The 19,463-nt window shown below is 71.7% G+C and carries 22 protein-coding genes; 15 read left to right on the top strand and 7 right to left on the bottom strand.

Going from position 1 to position 19,463, the window contains the following annotated elements; all coding sequences use genetic code 11:
* Positions 1 to 14 precede the first annotated feature (14 nt).
* Together AB0C01_RS31405 and AB0C01_RS31400 are read left to right on the top strand one after the other, a co-directional pair.
* Positions 15 to 1,436 carry an MFS transporter gene (locus tag AB0C01_RS31405; RefSeq protein ID WP_357572858.1) on the top strand — a complete coding sequence of 474 codons (1,422 nt, stop codon included), beginning with the start codon at positions 15 to 17 and terminating at the stop codon, positions 1,434 to 1,436.
* A 283-nt stretch (positions 1,437 to 1,719) separates the two neighbouring features.
* The gene (locus AB0C01_RS31400; protein ID WP_357244477.1) at positions 1,720 to 2,190 is read left to right on the top strand and encodes a hemerythrin domain-containing protein; all 471 of its coding nucleotides are present in this window, start codon (positions 1,720 to 1,722) and stop codon (positions 2,188 to 2,190) included.
* A 73-nt stretch (positions 2,191 to 2,263) separates the two neighbouring features.
* On the opposite strand, the gene ppk2 is transcribed toward AB0C01_RS31400, so the two are convergent.
* A complete protein-coding gene (gene ppk2 / locus AB0C01_RS31395; RefSeq protein ID WP_357244480.1) occupies positions 2,264 to 3,175 on the bottom strand; it encodes a polyphosphate kinase 2 in 912 nt (303 codons plus the stop codon).
* Between the two features lie 62 nt (positions 3,176 to 3,237).
* Positions 3,238 to 3,999 (bottom strand): SDR family oxidoreductase, encoded by a 762-nt coding sequence (locus tag AB0C01_RS31390; protein ID WP_357572857.1) that lies wholly within the window; start codon positions 3,997 to 3,999, stop codon positions 3,238 to 3,240.
* 99 nt (positions 4,000 to 4,098) lie between these two features.
* On the opposite strand from AB0C01_RS31390, the gene AB0C01_RS31385 reads away from it, so the two are divergent.
* The 7 genes from AB0C01_RS31385 to era all read left to right on the top strand — a co-directional run bounded on the left by AB0C01_RS31385 (position 4,099) and on the right by era (position 10,209).
* A complete protein-coding gene (locus AB0C01_RS31385) occupies positions 4,099 to 4,458 on the top strand; it encodes a histidine triad nucleotide-binding protein (protein ID WP_357244486.1) in 360 nt (119 codons plus the stop codon).
* The gene (locus AB0C01_RS31380) at positions 4,455 to 5,852 is read left to right on the top strand and encodes a serine hydrolase domain-containing protein (protein ID WP_357244489.1); all 1,398 of its coding nucleotides are present in this window, start codon (positions 4,455 to 4,457) and stop codon (positions 5,850 to 5,852) included. Before AB0C01_RS31385 ends, AB0C01_RS31380 begins: the two co-directional genes overlap by 4 nt.
* A 131-nt stretch (positions 5,853 to 5,983) precedes the next feature.
* On the top strand, positions 5,984 to 7,042 hold the full coding sequence (locus tag AB0C01_RS31375; protein WP_357244492.1) for a PhoH family protein: 1,059 nt from the start codon (positions 5,984 to 5,986) through the stop codon (positions 7,040 to 7,042).
* A gap of 15 nt (positions 7,043 to 7,057) precedes the next feature.
* A complete protein-coding gene (ybeY, locus tag AB0C01_RS31370; protein ID WP_272613012.1) occupies positions 7,058 to 7,531 on the top strand; it encodes an rRNA maturation RNase YbeY in 474 nt (157 codons plus the stop codon).
* On the top strand, positions 7,507 to 8,928 hold the full coding sequence (locus AB0C01_RS31365; protein ID WP_357245177.1) for a hemolysin family protein: 1,422 nt from the start codon (positions 7,507 to 7,509) through the stop codon (positions 8,926 to 8,928). The genes ybeY and AB0C01_RS31365 overlap by 25 nt, the downstream gene beginning before the upstream one ends.
* The gene (locus AB0C01_RS31360; protein WP_357244496.1) at positions 8,921 to 9,307 is read left to right on the top strand and encodes a cytidine deaminase; all 387 of its coding nucleotides are present in this window, start codon (positions 8,921 to 8,923) and stop codon (positions 9,305 to 9,307) included. The genes AB0C01_RS31365 and AB0C01_RS31360 overlap by 8 nt, the downstream gene beginning before the upstream one ends.
* The gene (era, locus tag AB0C01_RS31355; protein ID WP_357244499.1) at positions 9,304 to 10,209 is read left to right on the top strand and encodes a GTPase Era; all 906 of its coding nucleotides are present in this window, start codon (positions 9,304 to 9,306) and stop codon (positions 10,207 to 10,209) included. Before AB0C01_RS31360 ends, era begins: the two co-directional genes overlap by 4 nt.
* A 41-nt stretch (positions 10,210 to 10,250) precedes the next feature.
* Here the strand turns inward: era and AB0C01_RS31350 are convergent, their stop codons facing one another.
* Positions 10,251 to 11,054: a DUF4097 family beta strand repeat-containing protein gene (locus AB0C01_RS31350; protein ID WP_357244502.1), complete on the bottom strand. Its 804-nt coding sequence runs from the start codon at positions 11,052 to 11,054 to the stop codon at positions 10,251 to 10,253.
* 102 nt (positions 11,055 to 11,156) lie between these two features.
* Between AB0C01_RS31350 and recO the strand changes: the two genes are divergently transcribed.
* From recO to AB0C01_RS31325, 5 genes are all read left to right on the top strand, one after another.
* Complete coding sequence (recO, locus tag AB0C01_RS31345) at positions 11,157 to 12,023, top strand: DNA repair protein RecO (protein ID WP_357244506.1); 867 nt, start codon at positions 11,157 to 11,159, stop codon at positions 12,021 to 12,023.
* Between the two features lie 4 nt (positions 12,024 to 12,027).
* Entirely contained in the window at positions 12,028 to 12,840 is an 813-nt protein-coding gene (locus AB0C01_RS31340) for an isoprenyl transferase (protein WP_357244508.1), read from the top strand.
* Between the two features lie 71 nt (positions 12,841 to 12,911).
* Positions 12,912 to 13,097, top strand: a complete 186-nt coding sequence (locus AB0C01_RS31335) for a hypothetical protein (protein ID WP_357244511.1) — start codon at positions 12,912 to 12,914, stop codon at positions 13,095 to 13,097.
* 175 nt (positions 13,098 to 13,272) lie between these two features.
* Positions 13,273 to 13,473: a thioredoxin reductase gene (locus AB0C01_RS31330; protein ID WP_357572856.1), complete on the top strand. Its 201-nt coding sequence runs from the start codon at positions 13,273 to 13,275 to the stop codon at positions 13,471 to 13,473.
* A complete protein-coding gene (locus AB0C01_RS31325) occupies positions 13,470 to 14,231 on the top strand; it encodes a pirin family protein (protein WP_357572855.1) in 762 nt (253 codons plus the stop codon). Before AB0C01_RS31330 ends, AB0C01_RS31325 begins: the two co-directional genes overlap by 4 nt.
* Positions 14,232 to 14,390: 159 nt before the next feature.
* Here AB0C01_RS31325 and gndA read toward each other — a convergent pair whose 3' ends face one another.
* On the bottom strand, positions 14,391 to 15,833 hold the full coding sequence (gene gndA, locus AB0C01_RS31320; RefSeq protein WP_357572854.1) for an NADP-dependent phosphogluconate dehydrogenase: 1,443 nt from the start codon (positions 15,831 to 15,833) through the stop codon (positions 14,391 to 14,393).
* A 104-nt stretch (positions 15,834 to 15,937) separates the two neighbouring features.
* A complete protein-coding gene (locus AB0C01_RS31315) occupies positions 15,938 to 16,237 on the bottom strand; it encodes an MTH1187 family thiamine-binding protein (protein WP_357244522.1) in 300 nt (99 codons plus the stop codon).
* A gap of 287 nt (positions 16,238 to 16,524) precedes the next feature.
* On the opposite strand from AB0C01_RS31315, the gene AB0C01_RS31310 reads away from it, so the two are divergent.
* The gene (locus AB0C01_RS31310) at positions 16,525 to 16,983 is read left to right on the top strand and encodes a hypothetical protein (RefSeq protein WP_357244525.1); all 459 of its coding nucleotides are present in this window, start codon (positions 16,525 to 16,527) and stop codon (positions 16,981 to 16,983) included.
* A gap of 169 nt (positions 16,984 to 17,152) precedes the next feature.
* Here the strand turns inward: AB0C01_RS31310 and AB0C01_RS31305 are convergent, their stop codons facing one another.
* Positions 17,153 to 17,953: an energy-coupling factor transporter transmembrane component T gene (locus AB0C01_RS31305; RefSeq protein WP_357244528.1), complete on the bottom strand. Its 801-nt coding sequence runs from the start codon at positions 17,951 to 17,953 to the stop codon at positions 17,153 to 17,155.
* On the bottom strand, positions 17,950 to 19,380 hold the full coding sequence (locus AB0C01_RS31300; RefSeq protein WP_357244531.1) for an ABC transporter ATP-binding protein: 1,431 nt from the start codon (positions 19,378 to 19,380) through the stop codon (positions 17,950 to 17,952). Before AB0C01_RS31300 ends, AB0C01_RS31305 begins: the two co-directional genes overlap by 4 nt.
* Positions 19,381 to 19,463: the final 83 nt, after the last annotated feature.

The raw sequence follows: 19,463 nt of genomic DNA, 5'->3' as shown, positions 1-19,463 counted from the left end.
CTTCGGAGGAAAAGATGACGAGTATCCGTACCGAGAATCCGGGGACCAAGCTGTACGCCGGGCCTGCCTGGCTGGTCCTCGCGCTGGCCTGCGCCTGCCAGTTCATGGTCGTGCTGGACGTGTCGATCGTCAACGTCGCCCTGCCTTCCGTACAGCGTGACCTGGGGTTCACCGACACCGGGCTGGCCTGGGTGGTCAATGGCTATGTTCTGACGTTCGCCGGGTTCATGCTGCTGGGCGGCCGTGCGGCGGACCTGTTCGGGCACCGCCGGATGTTGGTGGCCGGCCTCGGCCTGTTCTCGCTGGCCAGCCTGGCCGCCGGCCTGGCCCACACGCCAGAGCTGCTTGTCGGTGCCCGGGTCGCTCAGGGCCTGGGCGGCGCCATGCTGGCACCGGCCACCCTCGCAGTGATCAACACTCGCTTTCCCGAAGGAAGGGAGCGCGCCCGGGCCTTCGGTGCGTGGTCCTCGGCGGGCGGCGTCGGCGGCATGGTCGGCGCGGTCGCCGGCGGCGTGCTGACCTCCGGGCTCTCCTGGCGGTGGGTGTTCCTGATCAACGTGCCGATTGGCATCGTGCTGCTCCTGGTGGCCACATCGCTGACCGCGGCACCGGTGCTCCGCCGCGAATCGCTCGACCTGCTCGGCGCGATCACGGGCACGGCCGGCCTGGCGTCGCTGATCTACGGCGTCATGCAGGCCGCCGATCACGCGTGGGGCTCCCCGCGGGTGATGCCGCCGATCCTGGCCGGCGTGGTCCTGCTCGCCGTGTTCCTGGTGGTCGAGAAGCGCGTCGCGGCCCCGATGATGCCACTGCGGCTGTTCAGGAACCGCAACGTGGCCGTCAGCAACGCGATGCTTCTGCTGTTCGGCGGCATCGCCATCGCGATGTGGTTCTTCTCCTCGCTGTTCATGCAGAACGTGCTGCAGTACAGCGCATTGGACGCCGGGCTCGGACAGACCCCCGCCGCAGTCATGTTCGTAGTGGTCGCCCGCTTCGCCACCGGCTGGTTTCTCCGGAGCGGTGCCCGCGCGCTCATCTTGACTGGGTGCGCATGCTTCGTGGCCGGCTTCGCCTGGCTCTCCCAAGCCGACGCCGACAGTCACTACGCCGCCGGAGTGCTCGGGCCGACGCTGCTCGTCGCGATCGGCATCGGCCTGGTCTTCCCGACCCTGATGGCCTCAGCGACCGCCGACGTCTCGTCGGGTGATGCCGGCATCGTCGGCGGCCTGGCCAACACCGCCAGCCAGGTTGGTGGCTCGATCGCACTTGCGGTGTACGCGACCGCGGCCGCCACCCGCGCCGCCGCGAACGACAGCGCGAGCGCCCCGCCCGACGCACTGGCCTCTGGATACGCACTGGTTTCCGGTATAGCGGCCGGAGTCGCCCTGACGATTGCCGCAGTCAGCCCGTTGCTCCCCACGCGGCGGCGGACCTGACCCACAACGCCACATGATGCCCGCCGCCCACGCGGTTGCCACCCGGGCGTGTCAATCCCGGCTCAGTGGTCCCCGCGGCAACGCAGCGCTCCCGTCCATGCTGCGGACTTACTATCCTCGACACGAGAGCACAGAACATGGCTCAGGTTCGCTACCGAGGATCAGCTGATCTCAATGGGTTTAGTTTCGACCAGCGTCGCGTGCCGGTGGCAGACCGTGTCAGGCATGGAGGCGCCCGACCGAGGGAGACCGACGACGTTGACGTCCCATCCTTCGTCTTCGCGTGACTGAGCGCGAGACGACCAGGCTGATCGCCTGGAGCCGCGAGCTTCGCGAAGTGCACGTGCGCCTGCGCGAAGCACTTGACCTCACTCGCACCGCAGTTGCCGAAGGTCGCTCCGCGGAGGCGGCCACACGTGAGCTGCTGCTGTACTGCCACGGCTTCTGCGCTGCCCTCGACGGACATCACAGGGCCGAGGACCACCGCCTATTTCCGGCGATCAAGGCGGCTCATCCCGAGTTGGAGCCCGTGCTCCGCAACCTCACCCAGGACCACTCGATGATCGCGCACCTACTCGGCGTACTGCGGGCCGCGGTCGATCGGGCCGCACCGGTTGCCGAGTTGGGTCGTCACCTCGAGGGCGCCGCAGCCATTATGGAGAGCCATTTTCGGTACGAGGAGCGTCAGCTGCTCAGCGTGCTCGAGACACTCTCGCTGGATGCGTCGCCCGAGGAGGTTCTGGGCCCGCTGTGAGCAATGGTGCCCCCGAAATAGCGCGCCACCGACGGATTACACGACCAACGTTCAAAGACGAGGAACCATGCCCTCAGGGGCGGGGGAACACCGGCACGACCTCTTCCTCCGGCGTCAGGTCCAGCCCGGCCGGCCCGATGATCTGCGGATCGGGAGTGCCGACCACCTCGGAGTCCTTGCCGGCGTAGTCGAAACGGTGCAGCACGTGCCGCATGGCCTCGAGCCGGGCGCGCTTCTTGTCGTTGCTCTTCACCACCGTCCACGGCGCGTCGGCCGTGTCGGTCCAGAAGAACATGGCCTCCTTGGCCTCGGTGTACTCGTCCCACCGGTCCAGTGACGCGATGTCCATCGGGGACAGCTTCCACTGGCGCACCGGGTCCACCTGGCGGATCGCGAACCGGGTGCGCTGCTCGTTCTGGGACACGGAGAACCAGAACTTGACCAACCGGATGCCTGAGCGCACCAGCATCCGCTCCAGCTCCGGGGCCTGCCGCAGGAACTCCAGGTACTCCTTGCGGGAGCAGAAGCCCATCACCCGCTCGACGCCGGCCCGGTTGTACCAGGATCGGTCGAACAGCACGATTTCGCCGGCGGCCGGCAGATGTGCCAGCCACCGCTGGAAGTACCACTGGGCGGCTTCCCGCTCGTCCGGCTTGGCCAGCGCCACCACCGACGCGCCTCGCGGGTTGAGGTGCTCCATGAAGCGTTTGATGGTGCCGCCCTTGCCGGCGGCGTCCCGACCCTCGAAGAGGATCACCAGGCGCTCACCGGACTCCTTGATCCAGTCCTGGAGCTTGAGCAGCTCGATCTGGAGCAGTCGCTTGTCGCGGTCGTACTCGTCGCGGTCCATCCGCTCGTCGTACGGATAGTCCTCGCGCCAGGTCTCGACGGGCGTGCCGTCGGGGCGGAGCAGGACGGGGTCGTCGTCGTGGCCATCGGCCACCCGGTAGTCGGCGGTGAGGTCCAGCAGCGCGGAGTCGGCCATGTCGGTGAGACTTACCCGCCTCGTGCCGCGAACCACCTTCCCTGCTGGGTGATCTGCCGATCTCAGCTGCGCAGGTAGGAGGCGCCGTTGAGGTCGACGATCGTGCCGGAGGCCCACTCGGCCTGCGGCGAGGCCAGCCAGTGCACCGCGGCGGCGATCTCCGCAGGCTCGGCCACCCGGTCGAACGGGCTCTGCGCCCGGATGGCGGCGCCCTGCTCGCCGCGCAAGTGCTCGGTGGTCATGTCGGTCGCCACGAAGCCCGGCGCGACCGTGGCGACCGTGATGCCGTACGGCGCGAGCGCCACCGCGAGGGACTGGCCCAGCGCGTTCAGCCCCGCCTTGCTGGCGCCGTACGCCGGCTGGTCCGGCTCGCCGCGGAACGCGCCCCGGGACGAGACGTTGACGACCCGACCGCCGCGCTCCCGCATGTGCTGGGCCGCGCACCAGGTGACGTTGCCGGCGCCGGTCAGGTTGGTCGCGAGCACCAGCTGCCAGCGTTGCTGCCACTGCTCGTAGGAGGCGCCGAAGATCGGGTGCGGATCGTCCCGGTCGCCGTACGTCCCGGCGTTGTTGACGAGCACGTCCAGCCCGCCGAGCAGCTCGGCGGCCCGGTCGACCATGGCCCGGACCGCGTCCGGGTCGGTGAGGTCGGCGCGGACCACCACGTGTCCGGCGCCCGGCAGGTGCGCGCGCAGCTCCTCGGCCGCGTCGGCGGAGTCGCGGTGGTGGATCGCCACCCGGTCGCCGCTGGCCGCGAACGCCGTCGCCACCGCCCGGCCGATCCCGCGCGAGGCCCCGGTCACGAGTACCGCTCGATCCGTCATGGCGGCCATCCTGCCTCAGCCGCCTCTTCGCTGCGAACGCCGCCGGCGGCGCGTGCCGCGCCGGAGCGCCCCCGGCCCGTTGGTCTTTACACTGCCCCGATGGGATCCGACTGCCTGTTCTGCCGCATCGTCGCCGGGGAGATCCCGGCCACCGTGGTCCGGGAGACCGACACCACGCTCGCCTTCCGTGACATCGACCCGAAGGCGCCGGTGCACGTGCTGGTCATTCCGAAGGAGCACTACGCCGACGTCGCCACACTCGCCCAGGGCGACCCGGCGCTGGCCGCCGACGTGCTGGCGACGTCCGCCGCGGTGGCCGAGGACGAGGGCCTGCTCGGCGACGGTTTCCGGCTGATGTTCAACACCGGCGCGTACGGCGGCCAGGAGGTCTTCCACGTGCACGTGCACCTGCTCGGTGGCGCGCCGCTCGGTCCGATGCTCGCCCGGAACCTGGCGTGAGCGCAGGGCCGGCGCCGGACGCCCGGGTGGACGAGCGCCTGGGTCGGCTGGTTCGCAGGGTGCAGGCCGACGCCCGGGTGCCGGCGGTGTCGGCGGCGCTGCACCGGGCCGACCGCCCGCTCTGGAACTGCACCGTCGGCGACACCGGCACCGACAGCCCGTTGGGGCCGGGCACCCAGTTCCGGATCGGCTCGGTCACCAAGACGTTCACCGCGGCGCTGGTCCTGCAGTGCCGCGACGACGGGTTGCTGGACCTGGACGACCCGGTGGGCCGGCACCTGGACCTCCCGGCACACGGCGAGCTGACCGTGCGCCGATTGCTGTCGCACACCGCCGGCCTGCAACGCGAGCCGTTCGGCGACGTGTGGGACAGGCTGCGCGCGCCGGACGCCGACCAGTTGGTCGCGGAGCTGGACCGGGCCGAGCGGGTGCTGCCGACCGGCCGTCGGTTCCACTACTCCAACCTGGGCCTGGCCGTCCTCGGCCAGCTCGTCGCCCGGCTTCGGGGCGAAAGTTGGGCGCGGGCGCTCACCGAGCGGATCCTGACGCCCCTGGGGCTGGCCGACACCACCGTGACCCCACGGCCGACGGCGGCCACCGGCTTCCTGGTCGACGCGTACTCCGACGAGGCGCGCCCGGAACCGCCCACCGACTTCGGTGCGGTCGGCCCGGCCGCCCAGCTCTGGAGCACCGCGACCGACATGGCCCGCTGGGCGGCGTTCCTGGCCGACCCGGCGGCGCTGGACCCGGCCGGCGCGGTCCTCGCCCCGGCCACCCTGGACGAGATGCGCTGGCCGGTGACCACCACCGACGAGACGCTCTGGGGCGCGGGCTTCGGGCTCGGGCTGATCCTCGTCCCGCAGGGGGAGCGGGTGGTGCACGTGGGGCACGACGGGGCGATGCCCGGTTTCCTCGCCGCCGTGTACGGCCGTCGCGGAGGCGAGGGCACGGCCGGCGCGATGGGCGCCGCCGTGCTCGGCTCGTCCGGCACGGCGACCGAGGTGCTCGACCTGCCGCACCTGCTGCTCGCGGCGGCGGTCGAGCACGACCCGGCCGAGATCGAGCCCTGGCGGCCGGGCGCACCCGCTCCGGCGGCCCTGCGGGGTGCGCTCGGCCGCTGGTGGGGAGAGGGCTACGAGTACGTCTTCTCCTGGCACGACGGCACCCTGCGGGCGCGCGGGGTCGGTGACCCGGCCGGACGACCGCCGGCGATCTTCACCCCGCTGCCGGACCAGCCGGACGTGTTCCGCACGGTCTCCGGTCGGGAGGCCGGCGAGCTGCTGCGACTGACCCGGGACGGGGCCGGCGCGGTGGTCCGGATGCACTGGGCGACGTACCGGTTCACCCGTCACCAGGAGACCTTCGACAGGTACGACTTCCGGGCCGGGAGTTGATCGCGGCCAGCGGAAATGGGCGCGATGCGCCCCACGTTGAACAGATACGATGGGTGTAACGTCCGCACGCCGTGCCAGCAGGGCCGGCGCCGAGATCGAGAGCAGGTGCGCAGGGCCCTTCGGCCCACCTTATGACCGGCACCCCACCTCCCGGCCCGCCCCGGGTGCAGACCAGGATCACCGTGCCCGACTCGAAGATCATGGTCGATCTGCTCGGCGCAGGCGACGAGATCCTCCGACTCGTCGAACGCTCGGTCAACAGTGACGTGCACGTTCGCGGCAACGAGATCACCATCACCGGTGACCCCGCGGACAACGCCCTTGCCGAGCGGGTCTTCAGTGAGCTGCTCGAACTCATCGAGAAAGGCGAGACCCTGACCACTGACGCCGTCCGGCGTACCGTCGGCATGCTCGAGCAGGGCAGTGCCGAGCGGCCCGCCGAGGTCCTGACGCTCAACATCCTCTCCCGTCGCGGGCGCACCATCCGTCCCAAGACGCTCGGTCAGAAGCGGTACGTCGACGCGATCGACACCCACACCATCGTCTTCGGCATCGGCCCGGCCGGCACCGGCAAGACCTACCTGGCGATGGCGAAGGCCGTCCAGGCGTTGCAGGCCAAGCAGGTCAACCGGATCATCCTGACCCGGCCGGCGGTGGAGGCGGGTGAGCGACTGGGCTTCCTGCCCGGCACGCTCAACGACAAGATCGACCCGTACCTGCGCCCGCTCTACGACGCGCTGCACGAGATGCTCGACCCGGAGACGATCCCGAAGCTGATGGCCCAGGGGACGATCGAGGTGGCACCGCTGGCCTACATGCGGGGCCGGACGCTCTCCGACGCGTTCATCATCCTGGACGAGGCGCAGAACACGACGCCCGAGCAGATGAAGATGTTCCTCACCCGGCTCGGCTTCAACTCCAAGATCGTCGTGACGGGTGACATCACCCAGGTGGACCTTCCCGGCGGGACCAGCAGCGGCCTGCGGGTCGTCCGGGAGATCCTGGAAAACGTCGACGACGTGCACTTCTCCCAGTTGTCCAGCTCCGACGTGGTCCGCCACCGGCTGGTGGGGGAGATCGTCGACGCGTACGCCCGCTGGGACGCCGAGCGGGAGAACCAGCAGGCGCAGGGCGTCCACGCCGTGCCCGGGCGACCCGCCCAGGGCGGCCGTGCCGGCCGCCGCCGCTAAAGCAGAGGAAAGCAGTTGTCCATCGAGATCGCCAACGAGTCCGGTGTCGAGGTTGACACCGATGCCGTGCTCGCCGTCGCCCGGCACGCCCTCGACGAGATGGGGGTCAACCCCCTCGCCGAGCTGTCCGTGCTGCTTGTCGACATCGACTACATGACCGAGCTGAACCACCGCTGGATGGGTGGCGACGGTCCGACCGACGTGCTCGCCTTCCCCATGGACGAGGGCAGCGTCGACCACGGCCCGGGGGAGTCCGCGCCGGCCGGTGGCGAGCCCGCCCTGCTCGGTGACATCGTGCTCTGCCCCGAGGTCGCGGCCAAGCAGGCGGCGACCGCCGGGCACGCCCCCGCCGACGAGCTGCACCTGCTCACCGTGCACGGGGTCCTGCACCTGCTCGGCTACGACCACGCCGAGCCGGAGGAGGAGCGGGAGATGTTCGCCCTCCAGGCCCGCCTGCTGGCGAGCTGGCGGTCGACCCGCACCCAGTGATGTCCACTCCTCCGTTACTGGCGGCCGGCGCCACCGCCGGCCTTCCCGACTTCCAGCTGATCGTCTTCGCGGCCGGCCTGGTGGTGCTCGCCGGGCTGATCGCGATGACCGAGGCGGCGCTCGCCGCGGTCTCGCCGGCGCGGGCCGCCGAGCTGGCCCGCGACGGCGTGCGTGGCGCCCGCACCCTCCAGGTGGTCGCCGGTGACGTCGTCCGGCACCTCAACCTGCTCCTGCTGTTGCGGCTGCTCGCCGAGCTGACCGCCACCACCCTGGTGGCGCTCGTCGCGGTGGACAGCTTCGGCGCCGGCTGGCGGGCCGCGTTGGTGACCGCCGGCGCGATGACCGTGGTCAGCTTCGTGGTCGTCGGCGTCGCTCCGCGCACCATCGGCCGGCAGCACGCGTACGCCGTGGGTCGTGCGGTGGCGCCGCTGGTCCGCTGGTTGGGCCGGGCGCTCAACCCGCTCGCCTCGTTGCTGATCCTGATCGGCAACGCGGTCACCCCGGGGCGCGGCTTCCGGGAGGGGCCGTTCGCCAGCCAGGTCGAGTTGCGTGAGCTGGTCGACCTGGCCGAGCAGCGCGGCGTGGTCGAGCACGGCGAACGTCAGATGATCCACTCGGTCTTCGCGCTCGGTGACACCATCGCCCGCGAGGTGATGGTGCCGCGTACCGAGATGGTGTGGATCGAGGAGGGCAAGACGCTCGCGCAGGCGTTGGTGCTCTTCCTGCGTTCGGGTTTCTCCCGCATCCCGGTGATCGGCGAGAGCGTCGACGACGTGCTCGGTGTGCTCTACCTCAAGGACCTGATCCGGCGCTCCCGCGGCGGGGACCCGGCGGCCGAACAGTTGCCGGTGGCCGAGCTGATGCGCCCGGCGACCTTCGTGCCGGAGTCCAAGCCGGTCGACGACCTGCTGTCGGAGATGCAGGCGGCCCGCAACCACCTGGTCATCGTGGTCGACGAGTACGGCGGCACCGGCGGTCTGGTCACCATCGAGGACATCCTGGAGGAGATCGTCGGTGAGATCACCGACGAGTACGATGTCGAACGCCCGCCCGTCGAACGTCTGACGGACTCCTCGGTGCGGGTGACCGCCCGCCTGCCGGTGGAGACCCTGGGCGAGATGTTCGACACCGAACTTCCCACGGACGAGGTGGAGACGGTCGGTGGCCTGCTGGCCCAGTCGCTGGGGCGAGTGCCGATCCCCGGCGCGGAGGTCGAGGTCGCCGGGCTCCGGCTGCTCGCCGAGGGCACCACCGGCCGGCGCAACCGGATCGACACCGTCCTGGTCAACCGGGTGGAGTCGGGCCATGAGCAGGACGCGGGGCGCGGCGAGCACGCCGGCTCCGGGGACGACACGGACAACTACCGAGACGACGAGAGGCAATCCGCCGATGCCTGACACACCCGCCGCGCCCGCCGCCCGGCCCGCCCCCACCGCGCCGGCGCCCCTGAGCGCCGAGGACGCCAAACTGGTCGTCCTGGCCCGGGGCGCCCGTGGCCGGGTCGCCGCCGTGGAGGGCGCCGCGGTCCGGGATCAGGACGGCCGGACGTACGCGGCGGCAAGTGTCGCGCTGCCCTCGCTGACTCTCACCGCGTTGCAGTTGGCGGTCGCGTCGGCCGTGGCGGCCGGGGCGAGCCGGCTGGAGGCCGCGGTGGTGGTGACCGAGGCGTCGACGCTGGACGGCGCCGGGCACTCGGCCGTGCGTGACCTCGCGACGGACGCGCCGATCCACGTGGCCGCCCCGGACGGCACGGTCCTCGGCACGGTGACCGAGTGAGCCCCGTGCGGGACCCGGAGACCCGCCCGTACCGGGCCGGGTTCGGCTGCTTCGTCGGCCGGCCCAACGCGGGCAAGTCGACGCTCACCAACGCCATCGTCGGCACCAAGATCGCGATCACCTCGAACAAGCCGCAGACCACCAGGCACGTCATCCGGGCCGTGCTGCACCGTCCGGAATCGCAACTGGTCCTGGTCGACACCCCGGGGCTGCACCGCCCCCGTACGCTGCTCGGCGAGCGCCTCAACGACCTGGTCCGGTCCACCTGGACGGAGGTCGACGTGATCGGCCTGTGCATCCCGGCCGACGAGCCGGTCGGGCGCGGAGACCGGTTCATCACCGGTGAGCTGGCCGAGCTGAAGGCGACGGTGCTGGCGGTGGTCACCAAGACCGACCTGGTCGACAAGCGCCGCCTGGCCGAGCAGTTGCTCGCGGTCAGCAAGATGGGGGAGTTCGCCGAGATCGTGCCGGTGAGCGCGGTCTCCGGGCACCAGGTGGACACCCTGGTCGACGTGATGACCAAATACCTGCCGCCGTCGCCGCAGCTCTACCCGGACGACATGCTGACCGACGATCCCGAGCAGGTGCTCGTCGCGGAGCTGATCCGCGAGGCCGCCCTGGAGGGGGTCCGCGACGAGCTGCCGCACTCCATCGCCGTGGTGGTGGAGGAGATGATCCCCGAGGGTCAGGTCATGAAGATCTACGCCGACCTGTACGTGGAACGCCCCAGCCAGAAGGCGATCGTGCTCGGGCACAAGGCGAGCCGGCTCAAGGAGGTCGGCACCAACGCCCGCCGGCAGATCGAGGAGTTGCTGGGCGGCCGGGTCTATCTCGACCTGCACGTTCGGGTCGCGAAGGACTGGCAGCGCGACCCGAAGCAGTTGCGCAAGTTGGGTTTCTGAGCGTCCTCGGCGGTGGGTCGGCCCGGTGGCGACCGGTACCGTCAGCGCTGGCTGATGGTGACGTTGCCGCTGCCGGCCGAGCCGTCGAGCACCAGGGACGCGGCCGGATCGTCGGCGACGGTGACCCGGGCGTCACCGGAGCCGGTGTTGGACCGGACCCGGTAGCTTCCCGCCGGCACCAGCAGCGTGACATCGCCGCTGGCGGCATGTGCGCGGGCGGCGGCGGGCTTGTCCAGTTCGACGTTGACGTTGCCGGACCCGGCCTCCGCGTCGACCGCGCCGCCCAGTCGGCGCGCGGTGATGTCCCCGGAGCCGGCGCGCAGTCGGACCGCCCCGCTGGCCTCGCTGACGTCGATGTCACCGGAGCCCGTCTCGACCCCGACCGCGCCGGACGCGCCGACGATCCGTACGTCGCCGGAGCCCAGCCGCAGATCCACCGTGCCGACCCGGCTCAGTTCGACGTCGCCGGAGCCGGACTCGCCCTGGAGAGCCACGCCCTCCGGCAGGGCCACCTCGTAGGAGATGCTGCACCGGTCGCCGCAGTCGGTGTCCAGCACCAACTCGCTGCCCTTGATCTCGTACCGGGCGCTGGGCTCGCCACCCTGATAGCGCACGACCCGTTTGATCCGCGCCTCGCCCTCCGTGCCGCTACCCCGGACGATCACGTCGCCCGCACCGGGCAGCACCCGGATGGTGGTGATCTTCGCCGCCTCGGTGTCGTCGTAGTCAAGGCGGCGCATGGCGAGGTTGTCGCACCCGGCGACAAGGATGAGGGCGGTTGTCAGGCCCAGAGCGACGGGCGCGGTGGCGCGACGGACGGCGCTGGTGGTGGGGTGCATTGCCATGACCAGCACGCTACGGGCGGCGACGAGCCTGGCGCATCGGGGTTCGTCCGCGCATCCACCCCGAACCAACCCTGATTTCACACCCCGAGGGAGAATGGCCCGATGGCCGGGTATCGCCGACAGCTCTACCGCGACGACGCGGTGGTGCTGCGTGTGCAGAAGCTCGGCGAGTCCGATCGGATCATCACCCTGCTCACCCGTCGGCACGGCCGGCTGCGCGCGGTGGCCCGGGGGATCCGCCGCACCACCAGCAAGTTCGGTGCCCGGCTGGAGCCGTTCGGCCACGTCGACCTCCAGCTCGCCGGTGACCCGAAGGGCAACCTCGGCAGCTCGCTGCACACCGTCAGCCAGGTCGAGGGCATCGACCTGTACGGCAAGCGGTTCCTCGGGGACTATCCCCGTTACACGGCGGCCAGCGCGATCGCCGAGACCGCCGAGCGGCTGACCCCGGTCGAGCGGGAGCCGTCGCTGCGGCTCTTCCAGCTCACCGTGGGCGCGCTGAAGGCGCTGTCCCGGGGCGAGCACGCCACCACCCTGGTGCTCGACGCGTACCTGCTGCGGGGGATGGCCCTCGCCGGCTGGGCACCGGCGCTGATCGCCTGCGCGGTCTGCGGCACCCCAGGGCGGCACCGGGCCTTCTCCGTGCCGGCCGGGGGTGCGGTCTGCCCGGATTGTCGGCCACCCGGCGCGGCCCACCCCGCGCCGGCCACCATCGATCTGATGTCCGCGCTGACCACCGGTGACTGGGTGCTCGCCGACGCCACCGACTCCGGCGTACGCCGGGAGTGCAGTGGGCTGGTCGCGGCTCACCTGCAATGGCACCTGGAGCGCGCGCTACGCTCGCTGCCGCTGGTCGACCGGGGTCCCTCGGCGACCGGCACGTCCTCGCCGCCGGACGGCGCCGGGGTCGTGGTGCTCCGGCCACGTGGCGATGTCGAGGCCGGGGCGGACGGCACGAGCAGGGAGTGACCGAGTGATCCGATCGAAGAAGGCCGGCCGGCGCGAGCCGACGCCGCCGACACCGCACCCATCCGGCGCCCGACCGCCGGCGCTGCCGACCGAGGCGGTGCCGAAGCACGTGGCGGTGGTGATGGACGGCAACGGTCGCTGGGCCAAGGATCGGGGGCTGGCCCGCACCAAGGGCCACGAGGCCGGGGAGCACAGCCTCTTCGACACCATCGAGGGCGCGATCGAGATGGGCATCCCGTACCTGTCGGCGTACGCCTTCTCCACCGAGAACTGGCGGCGCTCGCCCGACGAGGTCCGGTTCCTGATGGGGTTCAACCGGGACGTGATCCGTCGTCGCCGTGACCAGTTGGTCGACCTCGGCGTCCGGGTGGTCTGGTCGGGCCGGGCCGGCCGGTTGTGGAAGAGCGTCATCTCCGAGTTGCAGACGGCCGAGGAGATGTCCCGGGACAACGCGACGTTGACCCTGCAGTTCTGCGTCAACTACGGCGGGCAGGCCGAGATCGGCGACGCCGCTGCCGCGATCGCCCGCGACGTGGCGGCCGGGCGACTGGATCCGGCCAAGGTCAACGAGAAGACCGTGGCGAAGTACCTCTACCACCCGGAGATCCCGGAGGTGGACCTGTTCCTGCGCCCCTCGGGGGAGGAGCGGATCTCCAACTTCATGCTCTGGCAGTCCGCGTACGCGGAGTTGGTCTTCCTGGACACGCTCTGGCCCGACTTCGACCGCCGCCACCTCTGGTACGCGTGCGAGTTGTACGCGCAGCGGGACCGCCGCTTCGGCGGGGCGCTGCCCAACCCGGTCGCCCCGGTGATCTGAGCCGACGCGCTTACTCTCCCGTCACTCTGGGTATCACAGTCGTCAGAAGCCACTGACGGAGGTGAACCCACATGATCCAGAAGCGCATTGCCCAGTGGGCGGTGATGGCGGTAGCGGTGCCCCTCGCGGCTGCCGGTGCCCGCCGGCTCAGCCACACCCTGGAGGCCCGGCGTGGTCCCTCCGGGATGACCCGGTTGCTCACCAAGGGCGCGGACCTCATGCGTCCCCAGAAGGCCAAGCGGCGTCGCTTCTTCTGACCAACCCCGCCCGTCCCCGGCGCCGCCCGCACTCCGGTGCGGGCGGCGCCGTCTCGTCCCACCCCCTCGGGTCGGTCGTTTCGGGGTGCCGCGGAATGGGGCCCGGGTAGGGTCCGAAGGTGGCGGGTCGACGGCTGTGGGGGTGGCTGTGCGGGATCTCCGATACAAGATGATCATGGCGTTGAACGCCGCGGATCTGGGTGAGCCGATGTGTGCGCAGGTGGCCGACATCTGTGCCGAGATCGCCGAGCAGCACTGCGCCGAGTTCGGTCACACACCGCAGCTGTTAACCGGTGAGATCGCCGAACTGGCCACCGGCGAGCCGGCCCTGACCTGGGCGCCCACGGCCCCCGACACCGCGCGGCGTGCCTGGTGACCGCTCCCGCGCCGTCGGTCGAGGTGCGTCGCGCCGACGACCGCTTCGCCACCCGGATCTCCTGGCTGGACTCCAAGCACTCGTTCTCGTTCTCCCGGCACTACGACCCGGCCAACACCCACCACGGTCTGCTGCTCGTCAACAACGACGACGTGGTGCGCCCAGGGGCCGGCTTCGAGACCCACCCGCACCAGGACATGGAGATCATTACCTGGGTGCTGCGTGGCTCCCTGGTGCACCAGGACTCCACCGGTCACTCCGGGGTGATCTACCCGGGCCTGGCCCAGCGGATGAGCGCCGGCACCGGCATCCTGCACTCGGAGAAGAACGACGCCTGGCGACTCGACAACCAGACACCGCACACCGACCCGGTCCACTTCGTGCAGATGTGGGTGCTCCCCGACGAAGCGGGCGTCGACCCCGGCTACGAGCAACTGGAGATCGAGGACGAACTCCTGCGCGGTGGCCTGGTGCCGATCGCCTCCGGAATGGACCGCTACGACGGTGCGTCCGCGATCCGGATCCATAACCGGTACGCGACCCTGCACGCAGCCCGTCTCACTCCCGGCGACGAGGTCACCATCCCGGACGCGCCCTACGTGCACCTGTACGTGCCCGACGGCACGGTGACGCTGGAGGGCAGCGGCCCGCTCGGCTCCGGCGACGCGGCCCGGCTCACCAGGACCGGCGGCCGGCGGGTCACCGCCGACGAACCGGCCGAGATCCTCGTCTGGGAGATGCACGCCACCATCAGCTGACCGTCGCCGGGCGGGAGGCGTGCTCCGCCGCGCCCCCGTGATCGCGCACCGCCCTGCCCCATGATCTCGCCCGAACACGGATGTAGTGGCCTCCCGACGTCGAAAGGCCACTACATCATGGATTTGGTGCGATCACGGCGCCGCGGGGCGCCGCGCCGACTACGCCGGGGACTCGGCGCGGTCGCCCGCCCACGTGGTGTGGAACGAGCCCTCGCGGTCCACCCGCTGGTAGGTGTGCGCGCCGAAATTGTCCCGCAGACCCTGGATCAACGCGGCCGGCAGGCGCTCGGCGCGCAGCGCGTCGAAATACGCCAACGACGAGGAGAACGCCGGCGTCGGCACACCGGCCCGGGTCGCGTCGGCCACGACCCGCCGCCAACTCGGCACGCCAGCGGCGACCGCCTCGGCGAAGTACGGCGCGACCAGCAGCGTCGGCAGCTCCGGCTTCTCGTCGTACGCCTCGCGGATCCGGTCCAGGAAGCGGGCCCGGATGATGCAGCCGCCCCGCCAGATCGTGGCCGTGCCGCCCAGGTCGATATCCCAGTTGAACTCCTGGCTGCCGGCGCGGATGTGGTCGAAGCCCTGCGCGTACGCGACGATCTTGGAAGCGAGCAACGCCCGGCGGACGTCCTCGACGAACGCGTCCCGGTCGGTGACCTGCCACTGCTCACCCGCGTCCGGGAACGCCCGCCGCGCCGCCTCCCGCTGGTCGACGTGCCCGGAGAGCGAACGGGCGAAGGTCGCCTCGGCGATCCCGGTGATCGGAATGCCCAGGTCCAGGGCGCTCTGCACGGTCCACCGGCCGGTGCCCTTCTGCTCGGCCCGGTCCTGCACGATGTCGACGAACGGGCGGCCCGTCGCCGCGTCGGTGTGCGCGAGCACATCGGCGGTGATCTCGATGAGGAACGACTCCAACTCGCCGCCGTTCCAGTCGCGGAAGATCTCCGCGATCTCCGCCGGCTTCGCGCCCAGACCGGCCCGAAGCAGGTCGTACGCCTCGGCGATGAGCTGCATGTCGGCGTACTCGATGCCGTTGTGCACCATCTTGACGAAGTGCCCGGCACCGTCCGGCCCGACATGGGTGCAGCACGACACGCCGTCCACCTGGGCAGCGATCTTCTCGAACATCGGCCCGAGCTTGGCGTACGACTCCGTGGAGCCGCCGGGCATGATGCTCGGCCCGAGCAGCGCGCCCTCCTCGCCACCGGAGACGCCGGTGCCACTGAAGTGCAGCCCCTGTGCGCGCAGCGCCTCCTCCCGGCGGCGGGTGTCGGCGAAGTGGGCGTTGCCGCAGTCGACGATGATGTCGCCCTCCTCCAGCAGCGGCACCAACTCGTCGATCACCGCGTCGGTGGGCGCACCCGCCTTGACCATCACGATCACCGCGCGGGGCCGCTCCAGCGACGCCACGAAGTCGGCCATCGTCTCGCCGGGCACGAACGTGCCCTCGTCACCGTGCTCGGCAACCAGGCTGCGGGTGCGTTCCGGCGACCGGTTGTGCACCGCCACCGTGAAGCCGTTGCGGGCCAGGTTGCGGGCCAGGTTACGGCCCATCACCGCCAACCCGGTCACACCGATCTGCGCCGTCGCCTGCTCAGCCATTCGTGCCGCCACCTCTCGCCGTCGGACTTACGTGCTAGGACCGTATCGCGGTGCGGCAAAACGTGGGTGAGTCGTCTCGACAGCCGGTTATCGGCAAATGATGCTCAGCTTTCCCGGGCCAGGCGATCCTCCACATGCGCGACCTTCGCGGTGAGCGCGTCCGTCACCCCCGGGCGGATGTCGGCCTTGAGCACCACGCTCACCCGAGGCGCCTGTGCGGCCACCACGTCGACCGCCCGCTTGACGACCGCCATCACCTCGTCCCACTCACCCTCGATCGTGGTGAACATGGCGTCGGTGCGATTGGGCAGACCCGAGTCGCGGACCACCCGTACCGCCTCGGCGACCAGGTCACCGACAGACTCACCGACTCCGAGCGGGGTTACCGAGAACGCGATAAGCATGCCGCCGATGGTGCCAGGAAAATCGGCTGCGCCGACGGACGACCGGCGATAGTGTGCGGGCATGCGCTACTGACGCCCCTTCTCCGAGCCGGCCCGCCGCCCCGCGTCGCGGTCCGTGCGCTCCCGGGCGTCCCGCATCCCACCCGCACTTCGGCGGCGCTGGCCCTGCCCGACCCCGGTGAGCAGTCTCTCCCGTTCGACCGTCGCGCCGCGACGGTCACCAGCCGATCCGACCGACCGCCGGAACGCGGGACCGGCCGAGCCGGTCGGCACCGAAGGAGGCCCGGATGCCTGCCAGGCGCAATCCGAAGAAGTCCCGTACCCCCGGCGCGACGCCGCTCGGCATCGACCCGGCGGCCGAGCACGGCCCGCTCCCACCCACCCGCCTCGACCTCGCCGTCGAACCGACCGAGCCGGCACTGCCGGTCGAGCCGGCAGCACTGGTCGAGCCGGCGCTACCGGCGGCACTGGTCGGGCCGGCGGTGCTGGTCGGGCCGGCGCTGCCGGCGGCGGCCGTCTCGGACGCGTTGACGCTGCCGGTCCACGTGCCGGCGCCGGTCGACGTGCCGGCAGCGTTCGACGTGCCGGCGGCGGTCGACGCTCCGGCGGTGGACGATCTGCCACCGGCGGCCGGGCGACCGGCGGCACCGACGGCCGGTCCGCCGCAGGGCGGCGGCAACCGCTCGGGCGGCGGACGCAGCCAACAGGCCGGCCAGACCCGCCGCTACGCCTTCCGCCGCAGCTGACCGATCCGCCCCCGCCCCGTCGGGTGGGGCGCCGGGTGCTGACAGCAACATCAGGGATGTAGTGGCCTCCTGCGCCAACGAGGCCACTACATCCCTGATGTTGTGCAGATCTTGCCCGCGCACGGCGGGCCCGCGCGGGCGGCGGGCGTGCGGGTGACCCGGGACGGGCTCAGCTGATCAGGGGGCGGAAGGTGCCGACCAGGACGCTTGTCGTGAGGGCGGCACCGGCCAGCACGGCGGCCCCGACGATGAGGAGCGCGTCGGCGCGGGTGAAGCGTTGGCGGCGGGCCGCGGTCCGGGGAGTGCCGGCGTCGAAGCCCCGGGCGTCCATCGCGACGGCGAGGCGGGTGCCCCGGCGGATCGCCCCGACCAGCAGCGCGAACGCGGTGGAGGCGAACAGTCGTAGCTTCGCGAGCGGGTTGCGTCCCGCGTCGACCCCGCGCGCGCGTCGGGCCATGCTGATCATCTGCCACTCCTGACCGAGCAGCGGGACCAGGCGAAACGCGGCCAGTGCCCCGATGGCGAACCGGGCCGGCGCCTTCGCGTTCTGGACCAACGCGTCGGCCAGGTCGGTGGGGTCGGTGGTCGCGAAGACGATCACACCGGGCAGGGCCACCGCGAAGATGCGCAGCACCAGCCCGAGCGCCGTGAGCAGCACGCCGGTGCTCACCAGCACCGGTCCGGCGTCCAGCAGGACCCGACCGGACCGGTCGGCGGCGAAGAGCACAAGGGTGACCAGGATGCCGGCGGCGCTGAGGAGCAGCGGCCAGGCCCGCCGGGCCAGCACCCGGTAGCCGATGCCGAACAGCGGCAGCACGGCGAGTTCGAGCGCGATGGCGATCGCCGGGGCCAGTGGGTCCAGGGTGGCGAGCAGGGTGAACGAGAAGACCAGCGCGGCGGCGACCTTCGCCACCGGGTTGCGGCGGGCCAACGGCGCACCGGGTGTGGCGACCGACTCGATGCTGATCATCGGTCGTCGTCCGAGGAGCGTCGCAGGGTGATGGTTCGGTCGGCGAGCGCGGCCACGAAGTCCGCGTCGTGGGTGACCGCGACCAGGCCGTGCCCGGCGTCGCGCAGGTCGGCGAAGAGGTCGACCAGTTCCCGCCAGGTCCGCCGGTCCTGACCGAAGGTGGGTTCGTCGCAGATCAGCAGGCGGGGCGCGGTGGCCAGGGCGGTCGCCACACTCAGCCGCCGCGCCTCACCACCGGAGAGGGTGTACGGGTTGGCGGCGGCGAGCCGGACCAGTCGCAGCCGTTCCAGCAGCCCGCTGACGGTCTCGTTGACGGCCGCCTCGGGCTGACCGGTCCGGCGTGGGCCGAGCGCCAGCTCGTCGAAGACGGTGCTGGTGACGAACTGGTGCTCCGGGTCCTGGAAGACCGACCCGATCCGGCGGACCAGTGCGGGGGCCCGCCAGCGGTGTGGGGGAGTGCGGTGGTCCGCGCCGGCCAGCTCGACGGATGCGGTGACCCGTCCGGCGCCCGGCCGGAGCAACCCGCCGAGCAGCAGTGCCAGGGTGGACTTACCGGCGCCGTTGGGTCCGCGTACGGCGAGTGCCTCGCCGGCGCGTACCCCCAGGTCGGTGGAGCCCAGCCGGGGCGGCAGGCCGAGCCGGTCGGCGGTGAGCAACAGGTCCCCCGGCGCGGCGGTGGCCGGCCGGGGCGCGATGGGGTGACCGGGCACCCAGACCCCCTCGGCGGCCAGGGCGGCGCCGTGGGCGGCGAAGACGGCCTCGGGGGTGCCGTCCGCGCGGACCCCGCCGCCTGGCTCCAGGACGACCACCCGGTCGACGAGCGGCAGCGCCTCGGCGACCCGGTGCTCGACCAGGATCAGCGTGGTGTCGGCGTGCAGCGCGCCGGCCACCGCCTGGCGGACCAGGTCGGCCCCGGCCGGATCGAGGTTGGCGGTCGGCTCGTCGAGCAGCAGCAGCTCGGGACGCAGCGCCAGCGCGCCGGCCAGGGCGAGGCGTTGCTGCTCGCCGCCGGAGAGCGCGGCGGTGGGGCGGTCCCGGGGGTACGGGAAGCCGACGCGGTGTAGCGCCTCGTCCACCCGGGGCCAGATCTCGTCGGTCGGTACCCCGCGGTTCTCCAGACCGAACGCGACGTCGTCGCCGCAGCGCGCCATCACCAGTTGGGTTTCCGGGTCCTGGAAGACGATGCCGACGCGTTCCCGCCCCTTGCGCGGGTCGAGCCCGTCGATCTCGACGGTGCCCTCCTGCTCGCCGGAGTCCTCGGGCAGCAGCCCTGCCAACGCGCTGAGCAGGGTGCTCTTACCGGCCCCGGAGGGCCCGAGCAGCAGAACCCGCTCCCCGGCCTCAATTCGCAGGTCGACCCCGCGCACCGCCCAGGCGCGCCGCCCAGCGTGCCGCCACCCGAACCCCCGCAGCAGTACCCCGCCCACCAATCCACCCCCTCCGGGCCGCGCGTCCCCCGCCCATCCGCCGTTGATCAAGAGGTTTGCGTCAGGAAATCGCCTTCCGCTGA

The sequence above is a fragment of the Micromonospora sp. NPDC048905 genome, assembly GCF_040649655.1.
GTDB lineage: Bacteria > Actinomycetota > Actinomycetes > Mycobacteriales > Micromonosporaceae > Micromonospora.
This window is presented reverse-complemented; position numbering and strand designations above follow the sequence as displayed.

Bases quoted from the DNA above. Each gene is read 5' to 3' on its own strand.
- AB0C01_RS31390 (WP_357572857.1), bottom strand. From the start codon at position 3,999: ATGACGGATCGAGCGGTACTCGTGACCGGGGCCTCGCGCGGGATCGGC.
- AB0C01_RS31405 (WP_357572858.1), top strand. From the start codon at position 15: ATGACGAGTATCCGTACCGAGAATCCGGGGACCAAGCTGTACGCCGGG.
- AB0C01_RS31305 (WP_357244528.1), bottom strand. From the start codon at position 17,953: ATGATCAGCATCGAGTCGGTCGCCACACCCGGTGCGCCGTTGGCCCGC.
- AB0C01_RS31375 (WP_357244492.1), top strand. From the start codon at position 5,984: ATGACCGGCACCCCACCTCCCGGCCCGCCCCGGGTGCAGACCAGGATC.
- ppk2 (WP_357244480.1), bottom strand. From the start codon at position 3,175: ATGGCCGACTCCGCGCTGCTGGACCTCACCGCCGACTACCGGGTGGCC.
- AB0C01_RS31360 (WP_357244496.1), top strand. From the start codon at position 8,921: ATGCCTGACACACCCGCCGCGCCCGCCGCCCGGCCCGCCCCCACCGCG.
- AB0C01_RS31385 (WP_357244486.1), top strand. From the start codon at position 4,099: ATGGGATCCGACTGCCTGTTCTGCCGCATCGTCGCCGGGGAGATCCCG.
- AB0C01_RS31330 (WP_357572856.1), top strand. From the start codon at position 13,273: ATGGCGTTGAACGCCGCGGATCTGGGTGAGCCGATGTGTGCGCAGGTG.
- AB0C01_RS31315 (WP_357244522.1), bottom strand. From the start codon at position 16,237: ATGCTTATCGCGTTCTCGGTAACCCCGCTCGGAGTCGGTGAGTCTGTC.
- recO (WP_357244506.1), top strand. From the start codon at position 11,157: ATGGCCGGGTATCGCCGACAGCTCTACCGCGACGACGCGGTGGTGCTG.
- AB0C01_RS31335 (WP_357244511.1), top strand. From the start codon at position 12,912: ATGATCCAGAAGCGCATTGCCCAGTGGGCGGTGATGGCGGTAGCGGTG.
- AB0C01_RS31310 (WP_357244525.1), top strand. From the start codon at position 16,525: ATGCCTGCCAGGCGCAATCCGAAGAAGTCCCGTACCCCCGGCGCGACG.
- gndA (WP_357572854.1), bottom strand. From the start codon at position 15,833: ATGGCTGAGCAGGCGACGGCGCAGATCGGTGTGACCGGGTTGGCGGTG.
- AB0C01_RS31350 (WP_357244502.1), bottom strand. From the start codon at position 11,054: ATGGCAATGCACCCCACCACCAGCGCCGTCCGTCGCGCCACCGCGCCC.